Here is a 17,380-nt window from a genome sequence, read left to right on the forward strand (position 1 = left end):
GGCTGGCGCGCGTGCGCAGCCTGCTGCGGCGCGCGCGCATGCCGGCCCCCGCGCCGGCGCCGGCGGCCAGCCCTTTCGAGATCGACACCGCCGGCCAGCGCGTGAGCCTGCACGGCCGCCCGCTCAACCTGACACGCCGCGAGTTCGGCCTGCTGGCCGATTTGCTGCGCCACCGCGGCCGCATACGCTCGCGCGATGAACTGCTGGACGCCGTCTGGGGGGCCGGCACGGACAGCGCGGACCGCACCGTCGACACCCACATCAAGACCCTGCGCGCCAAGCTGCAGGAGGCCAGCCCTGGGCACGACTGCATCACGACGCACCGCGGCATGGGCTACAGCCTTGACATAGACCGCATCCAGGGCGACTGACGTGCGTTTAGGCATACGCCTGCTGTTCGGTTTTTTCCTGGTCACCGGGCTGGCGGCGTTTTTCACGCTGCGCGTTTTTGTGGCCGAAGTGAAGCCCAGCGTGCGCGAAGTCATGGAAGACATGATGGTGGACACCGCCAACATCCTGGCCGAACTGGCCGGCGACGACCTGGCGGCCGGGGCCATCGCCGATGGCCGCTTTGCCGGCCATGTGCGCAACTACGCCAGGCGCCCCATAGACGCGAAAATCTGGGGCCTGGCCAAGCAGTCACTGGATTTTCGCGTTTACGTCACCGACGCCGGCGGCAAGGTGGTGTTCGATTCGGAGAACGCGGCGACCGGGCAGGACTATTCGCGCTGGCGCGACGTCGCCTTGACCCTGCGCGGCGAATACGGCGCGCGCGCCACCCGCGAGGTGCAGCAGGACGACCGCAGCTCGGTGATGTACGTGGCCGCGCCGGTGCAGCGGGACGGAAAAATCATCGGCGTGCTGACCGTCGCCAAGCCCATGTCCACCATACAGGCCTTTATAGACCGGGCCGAGCGCAAGATCCTGCTAAGCGGCGCGCTGCTGCTGGTGTTGTCGCTGGCCATCGGCGTGGCGGTAACGCTGTGGGTGGTGTGGAGCATTCGCAAGCTGCGCCGCTATGCCAACGCCGTCGGCCAGGGCGAAAAACCCGCGGTTCCGCAAATACCGGGTGAGCTTGGCGAGCTGGCCATGGCAGTCGATGCCATGCGCCTGAAGCTCGAGGGCCACGAGTACATAGAAGATTACGTGCGCGCCCTGACGCACGAGCTCAAAAGCCCGCTCGCCGCCATCCGCGGCGCCGGCGAGCTGCTGCAGGACGAGCTCCCCGAAGACGCGCGCCGCGAGTTTTCGGGGCAGGTACTGGCCCAGTCCGGCCGCATGCAGGCGCTGGTGGACCGCATGCTCGAGCTGACGAAGCTGGAGCAGCGCCATGCAAAGGTAGAGCGCGAGCGCCTTCCTTGGGCCGGCGTCCTCAAACCCTTTGAGGTGGCGCCCGGCGGCCGGGCCCAGCATGCGGTCAAAGTCGTAATCAGCCCGGAACATGCCGACGTGCATGCGGAGCCCGGCCTGCTGGGCCTGGCGCTGAGCAACCTGGTGGAAAACGCGCGCTCGTTCGCGCCCCAGGGCTCGACCATCACGCTGGAGGCAGGGCCGGACCGCATCGCCGTGCAGGACAGCGGCCCCGGCGTGGCCGACTACGCCCTGCCCCGGCTGGGTGAACGCTTTTTCTCGACCGTGCGCCCCGACGGCCATACCAAAGGCTCGGGCCTGGGGCTGGCCATCGTGCGGCAGATCATGCTGCTGCATGGCGGCCGCATGGTGGTACGCAACACCCAGCCCGGCTTGCGGGTCGAGCTGCATTTCTAGGCGGGCCGCGCCCATCACCCGGCCGCCTTCACGGCTTCGGGCTGCTTGAAGCGCGCATACCAGTCAACACGGCGCGTCAGCATCATCACGGCGGCCAGCACCGCGAACAGCGCCACGGCACCCAGCAGCAGGGCCGTCTGCTCCATACGCAGCAGCACAAACAGCATGCCGTACAGCGTGGCAATGCCCAGGCCAAAAGGCAGGCCGCGCGACCAGTGGCCCAGCATGTGGCTGGCGTAATAAGTCAGCAGCAGCACGCAGGCGGCCGACGCAATCGCGTAAGCCGACTCGAAAGGCATGTGCTCCGAAAGGCTGACCAGCAAGAGGAAAAACATGCTCATCGCCGCGCCCACCAGCAGGTACTGAATCGGGTGCACGCGCAGCGACTTCATGAATTCAAACAGTCCCACGGCCAAAAAAGTCAGGCCTATGAACAGCAAGCCGTATTTGGTGGCCCGGTCGCTGAGCGCATACGTGTTGGAAGGGTCGACAAAGGTCACGCTGAAGGCCTCGGCGCAGCTATTGTCGGCCGAGCCGTCGCCGTAAGACGGGCAAACGGCCTTGCGCTTGCCCGCATCCACTTGCGTCACCTCCTGCTGCGCGGTGCTGGCCAGCGAGCTGACGCGCCAGTTGGCCTCAAAGCCCTCCTCCGTGACCTTGCGCTCCACCGGCAGGAACTGCCCGCCAAAACTCGGGTGCGGCCAGTTGGAGCTGAGCTGCACGCGGGTATCGCCGCCCAGCGGCACGACTGAAATGCTCTCGGTGCCCGTCAGCTCGAGTTGCAGTTGCGCCTGCAGCGGCATGGCACCAATCAGGGCCATTGACAGTGGCGCATGCACGCCGCGCGGATAGCTGCCGTAAAAGGTGCCGGGCTTGAGCGCCAGCAACTGCTCGCCGATCTTGACGCTGGCATGGCGTATGCCGCGCGCGTCGGACACCGCCATCATGAGCAGCGGCTGGCCGCAGTTCATGCGCGAGCCGGCATGTTCGGCCACCGGCTTGAGAGATTCGGTGTCGGCCCATTCGGCCACGATGTCGGCTTTGAGGTTGAAAACCTGCGTTGCATGCAGGCCACGAGCCCGCGCCTCGAGCTTGCTGCCACCCTTGAGCGTTAATGAAGCCGGCGCAGCGATCAGCGTGAACTCGCGCCGCTCGCTGCGCACTTTCTTGTCGCCATCCTTGACGTCCCACTCCTCGGTGCAGGCCCGGTGGATCAGCGGGCCGGTCAGCGTCTGCGGACCGGCCAGGCTCTGGGCCACGCTTTGAATGGCAATATGGCGGTAGGTCTGGCGGTCCTGCACCACATCGCTGATCTTCATCAACGCGACGACCAGCAGCACGATCACCAGCGCGAGTGCGGCGACTTTCTGTTTCATGACTTCCTTTCGTTTTTGGACAACGAAGGGGAGTTTGCAAACCGCGTGTGAAGGCAGCATGAGCTGCACACGGCCTGTGTGAAGTGAAAGTGAAGTGCGGGGCGCTTCAGCGCGCCGGTGTTTCCGCGGCTGCGGCGGCTTGTTTTCTAAGTAGCCTGACCAACTGGTTGCTGGTATTGCGCAGGCGCTGCGCCATCATCTGGGTGATCTTGACCAGCAGCTTGGCGCCCACGCCGGGGTGGTCGCGGATCAACAGGGCGATTTCACGGCGGCCCCAGACGCCGGCCTCCACCGCCTCGATGGCGGTGCAGGTGGCATAGCGCGGCTCGCTGTCGAGCATGGACATGTCGCCCACCGCCGCGCCGCTGCGCACCACCGCCACGCGCGACACGGCCGCTTCGGTGCCGGCATCGGCGTCGGCATCAGCGTCGGCCGGCAACTCCAGGCGCTTGGTGACGTCCACCGTGCCTTTAAGGATCAGCATCATCCAGTCGCCGGCTTCGCCTTCGCGGATCATCACCTGGCCCGGCTCGGCCCGCACCAGCAGCATGGAGGCGCCCAGGATGTCGGCCTCGGCCGGCGTGAAGTCCTGCAGCAATTGCGAGGTCTGCAGCAGGTCCGGGCCGTAGGCGCTCAGGCGTTCGCAGCAGCCGAAGACCTGCAGCCCGGCGGCGTCCAGCTGTTCTTGCAGCGTTTTCATGGCGCAGCACGCCTCAGCGCGCGGGGGTTTGCTGCAGCCATTGGTCGATCTCGGCGATGGCCGCGTCGGTAGCGGCCGTCAGGGCCTGGACGCCGCCGGGCGCGTCGCTGCTGGGGGCCGGACGCTGCACGATGACATTGCGCTGGCCGACCAGTTTTTCGCCCGCGGGCGTGATTTCCAGCAACGTGGCGCGCAGGCGGATCAGGCCGACGCTGTCCGTGGGCGAGCTGAACAGGTGGCTGAATTCTTCAAGGTCCAGGCGTAGCAGCAGCGGCAGCACCGCATTCTGGCTGCGGTTCAACGCCACGCTGGTCCCGGCGTTGAACACGGCGCGGCGCTGGCCCAGTTGCTCGCGCACACGCTGGCGCACCAGCTGCGCGGGCGGCATGCTCCAGCGCGCCTGCGAATAGGGACGCAGCTGCTGCGTGTCGGCATAGCCGAGGCGGTACAGCACCGCCATGTTGTCCAGCGCGCCGCCTGGAGTGGAGACATCGTCCAGGGCCAGCGGCGGCAGCGGCGCCTGGCGCGTGGTGGGCAGGGTGGCGGTCGGGCCCGGGCCGAAGTCATACATGGTGGCGCGCGTGGGTTTGTCGGGCAGGCCCGAACAGCCGGCCAGCGCCACGGCGGCCAGCAGCGCGCACAGCAAGCCGCCGGCCCGCGAAGGGGGTTTGGAAAAAGTGGACGTCATTTTTTCACTCCAGAGGCGGAAAAACCGGGTTCGCCGGGGCCAGGCACGGGTGGGCCGTTGCCGAAGATCAGCGACTGCGGGTTGTCGTCGACGGCGCTCACGGTGCGGCGCATCTGGCGCATGGCGCGCGCGGTTTCGTCGGCGACCTCGCCGAGCTTGGGCAGCGTTGCGGCGCTGAAGGTCTCCACGCCCGCGGCCAGCGCGGTGCCGCCTTCGGAAAGCTTGTCCAGCGGCCCGCCCTTTTCATTGAGGCGGGTGGCGGTCGTGCTGATGTCATCGGCGGCCGTCTTGACGGACTTCAGCGTGGCCGTGGTGTCGCGCGACAGGGCCGGCAGGGATGCCACCGTGGGCTCCAGCCCTTTGGCGACCCGGTCCATGCTGCCGGCGGCGTTGCCGAGCTGCTTGACGGCCGCGGTCATGGCCTGCTGGTTTTCGTCGGACAGCAGCTTGTTGAGCCGCGTGCTGGCCTCCTCGACCTGGTTGAAGATCACCTCGCTTTGTTTGAGCAGCTTGTCCAGGCCGCCGGGCTTGAGCGGAATGCGCGGTGGGTCGTCGTCGTTGACGGCCAGGCGCTCGGCGGACTTGCCGTCGTCGTCGAGCTGGATAAAACCCAGCCCGGTGACACCTTGCGAGGCGACAGTCGCGAACGTGGACTTGGTGACGGGCGCGCCGCGGTCTATGGAGACGCGGATCAGCACATTGCCCTTGACCTTCTCGTCAAAGCCTATGAGCTCGATTTTTCCCACCGGCACACCGCGAAAACGCACCGCCGCCTGCGGCTGCAGGCCGGAGACGGTCTCGCTGGTGCTCATGTCGTAGAGGTCGCGCTGGGTGTTGTCCCGCGTGAGCCAGACGGCCAGCAGGACCAGCAAGGCGGTGACCACCAGCACAAAAGCGCCGGCGGCCATGGCATGGGCTTTGTTTTCCATAGTGATGCCTTTCTAGACGGTAAAAGGGTATTCGCGCAACAACTCCATCGCGCGTTGTCCCCTTTCGCCGAGGAAAAATTCGTGGATAAAGGGGTGCGGGAAGGCCACCACTTCCTTGGGCACGTCGTTGACGATGACCTTCTGCTCGGCCAGCACCGCGATGCGGGTGCTGAGTTCAAACAGCGTGTCCAGGTCGTGCGTCACCATGACCACCGTGAGTTCCATGTCGCGGTGCAGCGAGCGCAGCAGCGAGACAAAGCTGTCGGAGCTTTCCGGGTCCAGCCCGGCCGTGGGTTCGTCAAGCAGCAGCAGCGGCGGGTCCATGATGAGGGCGCGCGCCAGGGCCACGCGCTTGATCATGCCGCCCGAGAGGTCGCTGGGCATCTTGTCGGCCGCATCGGGCCCCAGGCCCACCATCTGCAGCTTGACCATGGCCGCCTCGTAGACCAGCGCGCGCGGCAGGGTCTTGAGTTCACGCAGCGGAAAGGCAATGTTCTCCAGCACGGTGAAGGCCGAGAACAGCGCGCCCTGCTGGAACAGCATGCCGACACGGCTGGCCGCGCCCTGCTTGCCGAGCTCGGCCGCCGGCTTGCCCAGCACCGTGATCTCGCCCTGGGTCGGTTTCTCCAGCCCCAGCATCTGGCGCAGCAGCACGGTCTTGCCGGTGCCCGAGCCTCCCACCAGGGACAGCACCTCGCCGCGCTCCACCGTCAGGTCCAGGTCTTTGTGCACCACGGCTTTTTTATCGCCGTTAGGGAACACGGTCCAGAGTTTTTTGATGTCGACGATGGGGTCGTTCATATGCCGACACTCTTAAAAAGAACCGCGAACAGCGCATCGACCAGAATGACCACGGTGATCGACGTCACCACCGAGGCCGTGGTCCCCTGCCCCAGGCTTTCGGTGTTGGGTTTGACGCGCAGGCCGTAGTGGCAGCCGACCAGCGCGATCAGCACGCCGAAGACCACCGACTTGCCCGTGGCCAGCGTGAGGTTGGCCACGTCCACCGCGGCCGGCAGCGAGTTGATGAAGTAGGACGGCGTGACGTCCATGGAGATGTCGGCGGCCAGCATGCCGCCCAGCAAGGCGGCGATGGTGGTCCAGACGCTGATCAGCGGCATCACCACGGCCAGCGCCAGCGCGCGCGGCATGACAAGGCGAAAGCCGCGTGCGATGCCCATGACGCGCATGGCGTCGAGCTCCTCGGTGACGCGCATCACGCCGATCTGCGCCGTGATGGCCGAGCCGCTGCGCCCGGCAATCAGGATGGCGGCCAGCACCGGCCCGAGTTCGCGGATCAGCGAGATGCCCAGGATGTTGACGATAAACGCGTCGGCGCCGAACTGGCGCAGCTGCTGCGAGATCAGGTAGGCCAGCACCACGCCGATCAGAAACCCGACCAGCGCGGTAATGGGCAGCGCGGTGGCGCCTATGTGAAACAGATGGCCCGACAGGTCGCGCCAGGGGCCGTCCTGCGGGCGCCGCACCAGGTGGATGATGTCCAGCAGCAGCTGCCCGATCAGGCGCACCAAGCCCTTGAGGTGGTCCAGCAGCCGCAGCACCCGTGTACCCAGCACGATAAAGGGCTGGCTCCAGTCGGGCTTGCGGGGTTTGGGCGGGTCGGCGCTGAATTTGGCGACGGTTTCCAGCACCGCGCGCTGGCTGGGCTCAACCTGCAGCTGCGCCGGCCAGCTGCGGCCCCAGTGGTTCCACAGCACCTGCGCGCCCAGGTGGTCGAGTTTGCCGACCTGTTCCAGACTCCAGCCTGCAGGGGAAGCCCCGCCGTCTTTCAGGCCCTGGAGCTGCGCGGTCAGCGCATCCCAGACGCTCTCACCGGTAAGGCCGGCGGCTGTCCACGCACCTTGCACGACAAACAGCCGGCCTTGCGGCGTGTCCTGCAGTGCGATGCGGGGCGTGGAGTCTTCCATAAACATTAGTCAGGCCAGGCGCAAGCCGGCAGTTTGCAATGTACGAAACACAAAGTTGCATGGTAACTGCTGAAAACACACTTGCCGCACGCACGCCCCTGCTGTCGCCTTGGTCCTACATCGTGACTGGAAGACGGCCAGAGCCCACGCGCCATGGCCCCAGCGGGTAATCCCCGCCGTGCGGCCATCCGGGTTTTGCCACAATCGGCCAGGGTGCGGTGGTCAGCCCCGCGTTAGGCTGGGCTGGCAGCATGGGCCCTGCAGTGCGCTCCGGCCGCCGCCAGCCCGGTTTTCCCGGTTACATCTTCTAAAAACGACGAGACAAAGGCATCCATGCAAGACGAGAGCCAGGTTTTTGACTACATCATCATCGGTGCCGGAACCGCGGGCTGCCTGCTGGCCAACCGCCTGAGCGCCGATGCGTCCAAGCGCGTGCTGCTGATCGAAGCGGGCCGCAAGGACGACTACCACTGGATCCACATTCCGGTGGGCTATCTCTACTGCATAGGCAACCCGCGCACCGACTGGCTCTACAACACCGAGCCCGACGCCGGGCTCAACGGCCGGGCGCTGCGCTACCCGCGCGGCAAGACCCTGGGCGGCTGCTCCAGCATCAACGGCATGATCTATATGCGCGGCCAGGCGCGCGACTACGACCAGTGGGCCCAGCTGACCGGCGACATGGCTTGGCGCTGGGAAAATTCCCTGCCGCACTTCAAGCTGCACGAGGACCACCACAAGGGCGCCGACGCGATGCACGGCGCGCGCGGCACGGCACCCGAGCTGATGCAGGACAAGAGCCAGCCTTACCAGAAGGTGCTGCGCCATCGCAACGCCGGCGGCGAATGGCGCGTTGAAAAGCAGCGCCTGCGCTGGGACATCCTGGACGCTTTTGCCGAAGCCGCGCAGCAAGCCGGCATCCCGGCCAGCGGCGACTTCAACCGCGGCGACAACGAGGGCGTGGGCTACTTCGAGGTCAACCAGAAAAACGGCTGGCGCTGGAACACCGCCAAGGCTTTTTTGCGGCCCGCCTGCTACGCGCGCCCCAATTTTGAGTTGTGGAACAACGCCCAGGTGTGCAAGCTGGTGATAGAAGCGCAGCCCGACGGCGGCCAGCGCTGCACCGGCGTGGAGGTATGGGCCGGCAGCGAGCGCGTCACGGCGCGCGCCACGCGCGACTCCGGCCCCATGGGCGAAGTCATCCTGTGCGCGGGCAGCATAGGCTCGCCGCAGATCCTGCAGCTCTCGGGCATAGGCCCGGCCGCCCTGCTGCAGCAGCACGGCATCCCCGTGCTGCAGGACCTGCCCGGCGTGGGCGCCAACCTGCAGGACCACCTGCAGATCCGCTCGGTCTACAAGGTGCAGGGCGACAAGCGCTGGGGCCTGTCGCTCAACACCATGGCCAATTCCTTCTGGGGCAAGGCCCGCATCGGGCTGGAGTACGCGCTGCGCCAGACCGGCCCCATGAGCATGGCACCCTCGCAGCTGGGCGCGTTCACGCGCAGCTCGCCCGACCAGCCCTATCCCAACATCGAGTACCACGTGCAGCCGCTGTCGCTGGACGCCTTCGGCGAGCCGCTGCACGGCTTCAATGCTTTTACCGCCAGCGTCTGCAACCTGAACCCGACCAGCCGCGGCACGGTGCACATCAAGAGCGGCCGCTTCGAGGATGCGCCGGCGATTGCGCCCAACTACCTGAGCACGGCCGAAGACCGCAAGGTGGCGGCCGATTCGCTGCGCGTGACGCGCAAGATCGTGAGCCAAAGCGCGCTGGCCAAATACCGGCCCGAAGAGTTCAAGCCGGGCGTGCAGTTCCAGACGGACGAGGAACTCACGCGGCTGGCCGGTGACATCGCCACCACCATCTTCCACCCGGTGGGCACGACCAAGATGGGACGTGACGACGACCCGATGGCGGTGGTGGATTCACACCTCAGGGTGCGCGGCATTCGCGGCCTGCGGGTGGTCGATGCCGGCGTGATGCCGCTGATCACCAGCGGCAACACCAACTCGCCCACGCTGATGATCGCGGAGAAGGCGGCGGCCTGGATCCAGGCCGGGATCTGAGCGGCCGCGAGCCGCGCGCTTCAGCGGTAGATCTTTTGCAGAAGGCGCATCAGCGTCTTCTTTTCCGCGGCGCTCAGGCGCTGGGTGGCCTCGGTTTCCAGGTCGACGGCCGTGCCTTCGGCATCGCGCATCAAGGCCTCGCCCGCGGCGGTGAGGTAGAGCCCCACGGCGCGGCCGTCCTGCGGATGCGGCTTGCGGTGCACCAGCTTGCGTTTTTCCAGCGTGACGATTTTCCCGACGAGGTTGGGCGGCAGGATGCTGAGCGCGCCGCAAAGCTGGCGCGAGGTGATGCCTGGGTTGTGCGTGATCAGGGACAGGATCGAAAAATCCACATGCCGGAGGTCATAGACCGCCATGCGCTTGCTGAACAACTCAATGACCTTGAGGGAGGCGCGCGTGGCGTTATAGCCCACCAAGGTTTCGAGATAGGAGGTATCCACCTCCTCTACCGCGGGAGCGGGTTTGGACGACACTGGCATAGAGGATCAGGGCGCTTTCTTTATCGGGCAACGCTGCGGGCACAGGCAGGTGGCCAGGCTAGCCCCGATTATGCCAACGCGCCCGGCCGGCGCCCGGGCCGGCCGGGCGGAGGGACCTCAGGACTCGGCGGTGAAGCCGACTTTTTTGATCAGCGGACCCCAGCGCTCGAACTCGCGCTTCTGGCTGTAGGCCATGTCGTCCGCCGTGCCGCCGTAGGGAATCAGTCCCACCACCGTGAGCGAGTCGATGACGGATTTGTCCTGGATGGCGGCATTGATGGCGGCATTGGCCGCGGCCACCGTGCTGGCGGGTGTTTTCGCGGGGGCGTAGAAACCGAACCACTCCTCCACCGTGAGGTCGGCAAAACCCTGCTCGGCGAAGGTCGGCACCTCAGGCACGAAGGGTGAGCGCTGCTTGCCCGAGGTGGCCAGGATGCGCAGTTTGCCGGCCTTGTGGTTGGGAATGAAGTCGCCGTGCGGCGTCACCATCGCCGCGAGCTGGCCGCCGACCACGTCGGTCACGCCGGGCACCGAACCACGGTAGGGCACATGCTTGAGCTCCACATGGTTGTTCAGGCCCAGCAGCGCGCCTATGAAGTGCGGGGTCGACCCTGCCGCGGGCGAGCCGTAGCTGGCGTCCTTGGGGTTGGCCTTGGCCCAGGCGAGAAAGTCCTGCACGGTCTTGACCGAGGCCGGCACCAGCGGCCCGACGGCCAGCCCATGGTGGATCATGGAGGCGGTGCCCACCGTGACGAAATCCGCGAACGGGTCGTAGGACAGTTTTTTGTAGATGTGCGGGTACAGCGACAGGCAGGAGAACGGCGACATCGCCAACACCGAGCCGTCCGCCGGCGCCGTCTTGAGCACCTCCAGCGCGATGCGGCCGCCGGCGCCGGTCTTGGTGTCCACGATACCGTTGTTTTTGGCATAGGCGGTGCCGCCGAGGCGGTCGCCCACGCGGCGCGCGCAGATGTCGCCCGCGCTGCCGGCCGGGAAGCCGTAAATGATCTTGACCTGCTCGAGCGCCCGCGCCAGGGCCGGGAAAGGCGCAAGGGCGGCCGCAGAAAGCGCCGCTGCGCCCTGCACAAAATGACGACGTGTTTGCATGAGATGTCTCCTTGTAGTTAAGTCCACGGGTCGAAAAAGCAAAATCCGCCAAGCGCCAGGGCCGCAGACGCCGGTTGCGTCAGTTGCGCCCGTTCAACTGCATTGGCGGCGGATATCCTGGGGTACGGGAATCGCTTTCATGCGCTCGGGTTTGTCGGGGTGGCGTATGCAGAAGGCGCGGGTTTCCCGGCCTTCGCAAATCAGGTCCTCGCCGCGCCGGATCACATGCTTCTGGATAAACACCTTGTCCCGCCACTCTTCCACGCTGGTATGTATCTGCAGGGTCTCGCCATAGGTGGCGGGCAGGCTGAAGCGGGTGTTGATCTCCAGCAGGGGCGTACCTATGATGCCGGTGCTCTTGACCAGCTCTCGCCAGGGCGGCACGCCGCATGCGGCGAAAAAATTCAGCGACGCGGCATCCATCCAGCGCGAGAAGTTGGGGAAAAACACGATCCCCGCGGGATCGCAGTCGCCGAACGCGACCTTCACTTCATAAACCACGGTCTTTTCCATGCGGCTCACCTTGGCGCCATGCGCAGTGCACCGTCCAGGCGTATGACTTCGCCGTTCAGGTGGTCGTTGTGGACGATGTGCGCGGCCAGTTGCGCGAACTCCTGCGGCTTGCCCAGGCGCTGCGGAAACGGGATGCTGGCGGCCAGCGAAGCCTGGACTGCTTCGGGCAGCTGCGCCATCAGCGGCGTGGCGAACAGGCCGGGCGCCACCGTGCAGACGCGGATGCCGTGCTGCGCCAGGTCGCGCGCCATGGGCAGCGTCATGCCGGCCAGGCCGGCCTTGGAGGCGCTGTAGGCCTGCTGCCCGACCTGGCCGTCGAAGGCGGCCACCGAGGCGGTGAACATCATGACGCCGCGCTGGCCGTCCTCCAGCGGCGCCAGCTTGGCGCAGGCGGCCGCGAACAGCCGGCTCACGTTGTAGCTGCCGACCAGGTTGATGTTGACCACCCTGGCAAAGTCCTCCAGCGGTGCCGGTGTGCCGTCTTTGGCGACGATGCGTTTGGCCGACCCTATGCCGGCGATGTTCATCAGGATGCGGGCGGTGCCGTGCGCACCAGCCGCCTTGTCCAGCGCGGCCTGCACGCTGGCGCTGTCGGTGATGTCGCAGCCGCAGGCCAGCGCGGCGGCCGGGCCGTGGGCCGCGCAAATATCGGCGGCGACCTTTTCGGCGTTCGCCAGGTTGATGTCCAGCACGGCGACCTTGGCGCCCAGGCGCGCCAGTTCGCGGGCTGTGGCTTCGCCCAGTCCCGAGCCGCCGCCGGTGACCAGTGCCGCGAGTCCTTCGATATTCATGCCGCTCCTCCTTCCGGGTTCTCCAGCAGCAGGGCAATGCCCTGGCCGCCGCCCACACAGGCCGAGGCAATGCCGTAGCGCATGCCTGCGCGCTGGATCTCGCGCGCGACGGTGACCGTAAGGCGCACACCGGTCACCGCCAGCGGGTGGCCCATGGCGATCGCCCCGCCGTTGACGTTGAGCTTGCCGAGGTCCAGGTCCAGCTCGCGGGCGACCGCCAGCGTCTGCGCGCCCTGGGCTTCGTTGATTTCAAAACGGCCAATCTGCTCCAGCCTGAGGCCGCAGCGCTCGAGCAGCAGGCGGATCGCGGGAGCCGGGCCTATGCCCATGATCTCGGGCGGCACACCGACCACCGCGGCGGCCACCACACGCGCCAGCGGCTTGCCGCCACGGGCTTTCACGTAGGCGCCGGAGGCCACGACGGCGGCCGCGGCCGCGTCCACCAGCGCCGCGCTGTTGCCGCCGGTCTGCACGCCGCCGGCATGCACCGCCCGGAGTTTGGCCAGGACCTCGACGGGGGACGGCCGTGCATGGGTGTCCTGCGCGACTTCCGCAAGCTTGCCCAGGCTGATGCCGCGCGTGGCGTAGCCGGGGAGTTCAAATTTCTCGCTGACCACCGGCACGATCTCACCGGCGTGAAAGCCGGCATCCCGGGCCGCCACGGCCTTGGCGAAGGAGCTGGAGGCGAATTCATCGACCGCTTCGCGCGTGATGCCGTATTTCTTCGCGAGGTTTTCCGCGGTCTGGATCATGTCGATGCCGGCGGCCGAGTCCTTGAGGGCCTCCCACATGAAGTCCTTGAAACCGACGGGTGCGCCCAGCTTGAAGCCGGTGCGGTGCTCAAAGGCCGCGATCGGGTTGCGCGTCATGCTCTCGGCGCCGACCACCAGCGCCACGTTGGCCGCACCGCTCTGGATCTGTTCGCCGGCCTGCCGAAACAGCTCGAAGCCGGTGCCGCAGATCCGCTGCACCATGATGGCGGGCACTTCCACCGGCACGCCGGCGTACAGGCCGATATGGCGCGGCAGCATGAATTGCTCGAAATCGCCCGGGGCCATGTTGCCGGCAATCACCGAGTCGACATCGCCGGGGCTGACGCCCGAGCGCTGCAGCACGGCGCGCGCGGCCTTGATGCCGAGGTCGGTGGGCGATACATGGCCCAGGGCGCCGCAATAGTCGACCATGGGCGTGCGCATGCCGTCCAGCATCCAGACGTCCTGGAAGGCGGAGAAAAATCCTTTGTGTTGCATGGTGTTGGGGTTCGTGGTGTTAGCGTGCGGCGGGTTTAAGAATGGGGTGCGCGGTGTCCTCGTGCAGGGCCGCCACAAGCACCGCCCGGTGCGTGAGCACGGCGCGTTGGTTGATGGAGCCCTTGTCGGTGACCTCGCCCTTGTCGAAAGAAGGCGGCTCGTGCATCAGGAGCAATCGGCCTATGCAGCTGGCACTGCCGGTGGCGCTCTGCGCGAGCGTGTCCAGCACAGCCTGGAAATGCGCGATCACCTGTTCGCATTCGAGAACCTCGCGCAGCGGCGCCTCGGGCGCAAGCCTCGAAAGCGCGCGCACCGCGGGCGTCGGAAACACCAGCGCGCCCACTTCCCTGAGGTTGATGCCCGTGAGGACCACGTCCTGCACATAAGGCGCGCCCGCCGCGATGACTTTTGCGCGCAGCGGTCCCACGCTGACAAAAGTGCCGGTGGCGAGCTTGAAGTCTTCGGCGATGCGCCCGTCGAACTTGAGGCCGAGGTGGATGTTGCCCTCGTCTATCCATTTGACGGCGTCGCCGGTGCAGAAAAAGCCTTCCTCGTCAAAAGCCTGCGCCGTTTCCAGCGGCGCCCGCCAGTAGCCGGGCGTGATGTTGGGGCCCTTGTAGCGGACCTCGGTCTTGCCGTCGATGTCGGCCAGCTTGAGTTCGATGCCGGGCGCGGGCACACCCAGGTCGCCGGCCTTCACCTCGGGGCTGGTCACAAAGATGGCGAAGGGCCCGGACTCGGTCATGCCCAGGCCGGTGGCCATGACGATGCGCTCGCCCACTTCCTTTTCCTCGGATTCATACAGGCTGTCCCAGACCGGCTGGGCGAGCGAAGCCCCGGCATAAAAGAACATCTTCACGCGCGACAGCAGATTGCGCCTCAGCTCCGCGTCCGTTTTCATGGCGTTGGCGATGGCTTCAAAGCCGGTCGGCACATTGAAGTAGACCGTGGGGGCAATTTCGCGCAGGTTGCGCAAGGTCTCATGCATCAGCGCGGGTGTGGGTTTTCCGTCGTCGATGTAAAGCGTTCCGCCGTGGAACAGCACCATGCCGAAGTTGTGGTTGCCGCCGAAAGTGTGGTTCCACGGCAGCCAGTCGACCAGCACCGGCGGCTCCTCCTGCAGCACCGGCATGGACTGCGCCATCTGCTGCTGGTTGGCGCACCACATGCGCTGGGTGTTGATCACCGCCTTGGGCATCTTGGTCGAGCCGCTGGTGAACAGGAACTTCACGATGGTGTCCGGGCCTGTGGCCTGCATGGCGCGGTCCACCGCGGTTGTCGCGGGCGTCGCGGCCAGGTCCGCGAAGCGCGTGCTGGCGCGTCCCTCGATCTGCCCGTCGCCCAGCAGCACCTCGACCCCGGGCTCCAGCACGGCCTGGATGGCCTTGCCATACCGCTGCGCGTCGGCGGCAAACACCAGGCCCGGCGTCACGGTCTTGACCACATGGCGCAGCTTGTCGTAGTCCTGGCTGACCAGCGAGTACGGCGGTGAAACCGGCACAAAGGGCACGCCGGCCACCAGGCAGCCCAGGGCCAGCTGCGCGTGCTCCAGGCCGTTCTCGGACAGGATCACCACGGGCCGCTCGGCGCTGAGGCCGCGGTCCAGCAAGCCCTGGGCGATGCTGCGCGCCGCCGCCCAGGCCTGGGCGTAGCTCAGGTGCTGCCATTCGCCGGTCACGCCGCCGGCCAGCTTTTCGCGCCGTGCCATGAAGCTGCGCTCGGGCGCGGTCAGCGCCCAATGCCGCAGCCGGTCGGTGATGCGCTCGGGATAGTCTTTCAGGTCCTGGTCGGCACGCAGGTAGCGGACGCCGGGCTGGCCTTCGCGCAGCACGGCACGGGTCACGCCAAAGCGCAGCGGGCGGAATTTGGGGGCGCTCATGATGGTTTCTTGTCTCTTGTCTCTGCTGTTTTTGCTTTGCGTCTCTTGCTCACCGGGCCCTGGTGGCGCCCACCGGCGGGCTCAGGCTTTTTTCACCTTGGCGGCCCTGCCGCTCAGAAACTCCTTGACGCGGTCCTTGGCCTCGGGCGCGCTTTGCGCCACCGCCGCCATCAGGGCCTCGGTGAAGAATCCCTGGTCGGCCGGCTGCTCGGCGATGCGCGGCAAGGCATGCATCAGGGCGTAGTTGGTCAGCGGCGCGTTTTTCGCGACCTGGCCGGCGAGCTCCAGCGCCTTGTCGAAGGCCTGGCCCTGCGGCACCAGGTATTGCGCCAGGCCTATGCGTTCGCCTTCCTGGGCGTTGTAGACACGGCCGGTCAGCATCATGTCCGTCATGCGGGCCGTGCCTATCAGGCGCGGGATGCGCACCGCGCCGCCGCCGCCGACAAAAATGCCGCGCGAGCCTTCGGGCAGGGCGTAAAAAGCGCTTTCATCGGCGACCCGGATGTGGCAGGCGCTCGCCAGCTCCAGACCGCCGCCGACCACCGCGCCGTGCAGCGCGGCGATCACGGGCACGGGCCCGTACTGCAGGCGGTCCAGCGCGGCGTGCCACATGCGCGAATGGTGCAGGCCCTGGCTGGCGTCGCGCTCCTGCAGCTCGCTGAGGTCCAGGCCGGCGCAGAAGTGGTCGCCCTCTCCATGGATCACGGCGGCCCTGGCGGCGGACGGCAGGTTTTCAAACAGGTCGCGCAGCGCCAGCACCAGGGCATCGCCCAGGGCATTGCGTTTGGCGGGGCGCGCCAGGCGAATCACGGCAATGTCGCCGCGCATTTCGAGAATCAGGTGTTTTTGGGTCATAGGAATCTTTTCAGTGAGGCCAATTATGATTATGAATCATAACTATTACAACGAGACCGGGCGGCTTTTTGGGCAGTGAAAACCCTAGGAGCCGAAAAAGGCGAGGTGGATCGCGGCGGCGCACAAAGAAGCGCGCGGGCGACTGCGGCGCCCGGCTGGCGCAGCCCGGTTCAGGCTGGCTTTATGACGGTTCGAATCAGCAAAGGCTCAGATATTGAGCCATTTGAGCAGCTCGCGCATGCGCGGCTCGGACGTGGTGTCGAACTGCTCCACCCCTATGCGCTTGAGCACGTCCTTGCCGGCGTCGCTGGCGGGCAAGGCCAGCAGCTCCTCCTGGATGGCCTTGAGCTGCTCGGGCTTGATGCGCTTGTGCGCCACCATCGGAAAGTAGGGCTGGGGCACGCTCTTGTGAATGATGCGGCCGCCGTCCTTTTCCCACTTTTTGGCGATGCCTGAATAGGAAGCCACGCCGCCCACGTCGGCGAACTTGTTGTCCAGGTAGAAGCCGACCGCAGCCTGCTCGCGCACGAACTGCACGTTTTCCTTGCCCACCAGGATGCCCTTGTCGCGCAGTTCCGCGGCGCAAAAACGCGACATGTAGGCGATCTGCTCGGGCAGGGCGATGCGCTTGCCCTTGACGTCATCGATGGTCTTCAGCTCGGAACCCTTGGGCGCGATGATGAAGCATTGCCCGTCGGGTTTGGTGCTGGCAATGTAGCTGTAGCCGTAGTCGCGCATGCCGCGCGCCGGGTAATCGCTGGGGCGGGCCATCACCAGGTCGAAGCGGCCGGTCTGCATGCCTTCTTCCAGCTGCTTGAATTCGCGCGCGAACACCACGCTGACCTTGGCTTTCATGGCTTTGCCGATCACCTCGGCCAGGCCCTGGTATTTGGCGATCACCTGGGCATGATCCAGGCCGCCCGAGGTGCCTTCGCTGATGCCCAGCACCAGCTGCTGGGCCGGGGCCTGCGCGTGTGCGGCGCCGGGCCCGAGCAGGCCGGCTGCCGATATGAATGCCAATGCCATCAAATCGCGCAACATAAGTTACTCC

Annotated in this window: 17 protein-coding genes; 3 read left to right on the forward strand and 14 right to left on the reverse strand. The window is 66.5% G+C overall.

Translation table 11 applies throughout. The features are described from left to right. Nucleotides 1–371 (forward strand): winged helix-turn-helix domain-containing protein (locus tag AC1D09_RS16015; RefSeq protein WP_477701133.1); only part of this gene is annotated, 371 nt, incomplete at its 5' end. A 1-nt stretch (nt 372) separates the two neighbouring features. Further along, on the forward strand, nt 373–1,767 hold the full coding sequence (gene creC, locus AC1D09_RS16020) for a two-component system sensor histidine kinase CreC (protein WP_477664280.1): 1,395 nt from the start codon (nt 373–375) through the stop codon (nt 1,765–1,767). Between the two features lie 14 nt (nt 1,768–1,781). Here creC and creD read toward each other — a convergent pair whose 3' ends face one another. The 6 genes from creD to AC1D09_RS16050 all read right to left on the reverse strand — a co-directional run bounded on the left by creD (nt 1,782) and on the right by AC1D09_RS16050 (nt 7,388). After that, nucleotides 1,782–3,143: a cell envelope integrity protein CreD gene (gene creD / locus AC1D09_RS16025; protein ID WP_477664279.1), complete on the reverse strand. Its 1,362-nt coding sequence runs from the start codon at nt 3,141–3,143 to the stop codon at nt 1,782–1,784. A 106-nt stretch (nt 3,144–3,249) separates the two neighbouring features. Continuing rightward, the gene (locus AC1D09_RS16030; protein WP_477664278.1) at nt 3,250–3,843 is read right to left on the reverse strand and encodes a Crp/Fnr family transcriptional regulator; all 594 of its coding nucleotides are present in this window, start codon (nt 3,841–3,843) and stop codon (nt 3,250–3,252) included. A gap of 13 nt (nt 3,844–3,856) precedes the next feature. After that, a complete protein-coding gene (locus AC1D09_RS16035) occupies nt 3,857–4,531 on the reverse strand; it encodes an ABC-type transport auxiliary lipoprotein family protein (RefSeq protein ID WP_477664277.1) in 675 nt (224 codons plus the stop codon). Further along, nucleotides 4,528–5,460 carry an MlaD family protein gene (locus AC1D09_RS16040; RefSeq protein WP_477701134.1) on the reverse strand — a complete coding sequence of 311 codons (933 nt, stop codon included), beginning with the start codon at nt 5,458–5,460 and terminating at the stop codon, nt 4,528–4,530. The genes AC1D09_RS16035 and AC1D09_RS16040 overlap by 4 nt, the downstream gene beginning before the upstream one ends. Nucleotides 5,461–5,472: 12 nt before the next feature. After that, on the reverse strand, nt 5,473–6,261 hold the full coding sequence (locus tag AC1D09_RS16045; protein ID WP_477664275.1) for an ABC transporter ATP-binding protein: 789 nt from the start codon (nt 6,259–6,261) through the stop codon (nt 5,473–5,475). Then, entirely contained in the window at nt 6,258–7,388 is a 1,131-nt protein-coding gene (locus AC1D09_RS16050) for an MlaE family ABC transporter permease (RefSeq protein WP_477664299.1), read from the reverse strand. The genes AC1D09_RS16045 and AC1D09_RS16050 overlap by 4 nt, the downstream gene beginning before the upstream one ends. A gap of 333 nt (nt 7,389–7,721) precedes the next feature. Here AC1D09_RS16050 and AC1D09_RS16055 point away from each other — a divergent pair, with 333 nt between their 5' ends. Continuing rightward, complete coding sequence (locus AC1D09_RS16055; RefSeq protein ID WP_477664274.1) at nt 7,722–9,455, forward strand: GMC family oxidoreductase; 1,734 nt, start codon at nt 7,722–7,724, stop codon at nt 9,453–9,455. A gap of 20 nt (nt 9,456–9,475) precedes the next feature. Here the strand turns inward: AC1D09_RS16055 and AC1D09_RS16060 are convergent, their stop codons facing one another. The 8 genes from AC1D09_RS16060 to AC1D09_RS16095 all read right to left on the reverse strand — a co-directional run bounded on the left by AC1D09_RS16060 (nt 9,476) and on the right by AC1D09_RS16095 (nt 17,370). Further along, complete coding sequence (locus tag AC1D09_RS16060; protein WP_477664273.1) at nt 9,476–9,934, reverse strand: MarR family winged helix-turn-helix transcriptional regulator; 459 nt, start codon at nt 9,932–9,934, stop codon at nt 9,476–9,478. A 117-nt stretch (nt 9,935–10,051) separates the two neighbouring features. Next, nucleotides 10,052–11,041 carry a Bug family tripartite tricarboxylate transporter substrate binding protein gene (locus AC1D09_RS16065; protein WP_477664272.1) on the reverse strand — a complete coding sequence of 330 codons (990 nt, stop codon included), beginning with the start codon at nt 11,039–11,041 and terminating at the stop codon, nt 10,052–10,054. A 93-nt stretch (nt 11,042–11,134) separates the two neighbouring features. Continuing rightward, a complete protein-coding gene (locus tag AC1D09_RS16070; protein ID WP_477664271.1) occupies nt 11,135–11,554 on the reverse strand; it encodes an acyl-CoA thioesterase in 420 nt (139 codons plus the stop codon). 5 nt (nt 11,555–11,559) lie between these two features. After that, nucleotides 11,560–12,345 carry an SDR family NAD(P)-dependent oxidoreductase gene (locus tag AC1D09_RS16075; protein ID WP_477664270.1) on the reverse strand — a complete coding sequence of 262 codons (786 nt, stop codon included), beginning with the start codon at nt 12,343–12,345 and terminating at the stop codon, nt 11,560–11,562. After that, nucleotides 12,342–13,595: a thiolase family protein gene (locus AC1D09_RS16080; protein WP_477664269.1), complete on the reverse strand. Its 1,254-nt coding sequence runs from the start codon at nt 13,593–13,595 to the stop codon at nt 12,342–12,344. The genes AC1D09_RS16075 and AC1D09_RS16080 overlap by 4 nt, the downstream gene beginning before the upstream one ends. Before the next feature lie 19 nt (nt 13,596–13,614). Beyond that, nucleotides 13,615–15,474 (reverse strand): feruloyl-CoA synthase, encoded by a 1,860-nt coding sequence (locus tag AC1D09_RS16085; RefSeq protein ID WP_477664268.1) that lies wholly within the window; start codon nt 15,472–15,474, stop codon nt 13,615–13,617. Nucleotides 15,475–15,555: 81 nt separating this feature from the next. After that, nucleotides 15,556–16,329 carry a crotonase/enoyl-CoA hydratase family protein gene (locus AC1D09_RS16090; protein ID WP_477664267.1) on the reverse strand — a complete coding sequence of 258 codons (774 nt, stop codon included), beginning with the start codon at nt 16,327–16,329 and terminating at the stop codon, nt 15,556–15,558. 207 nt (nt 16,330–16,536) lie between these two features. Next, on the reverse strand, nt 16,537–17,370 hold the full coding sequence (locus tag AC1D09_RS16095) for a phosphate/phosphite/phosphonate ABC transporter substrate-binding protein (protein WP_477664266.1): 834 nt from the start codon (nt 17,368–17,370) through the stop codon (nt 16,537–16,539). Between the last annotated feature and the right edge of the window lie 10 nt (nt 17,371–17,380).

The organism is Polaromonas sp. P1_A2, assembly GCF_056406895.1.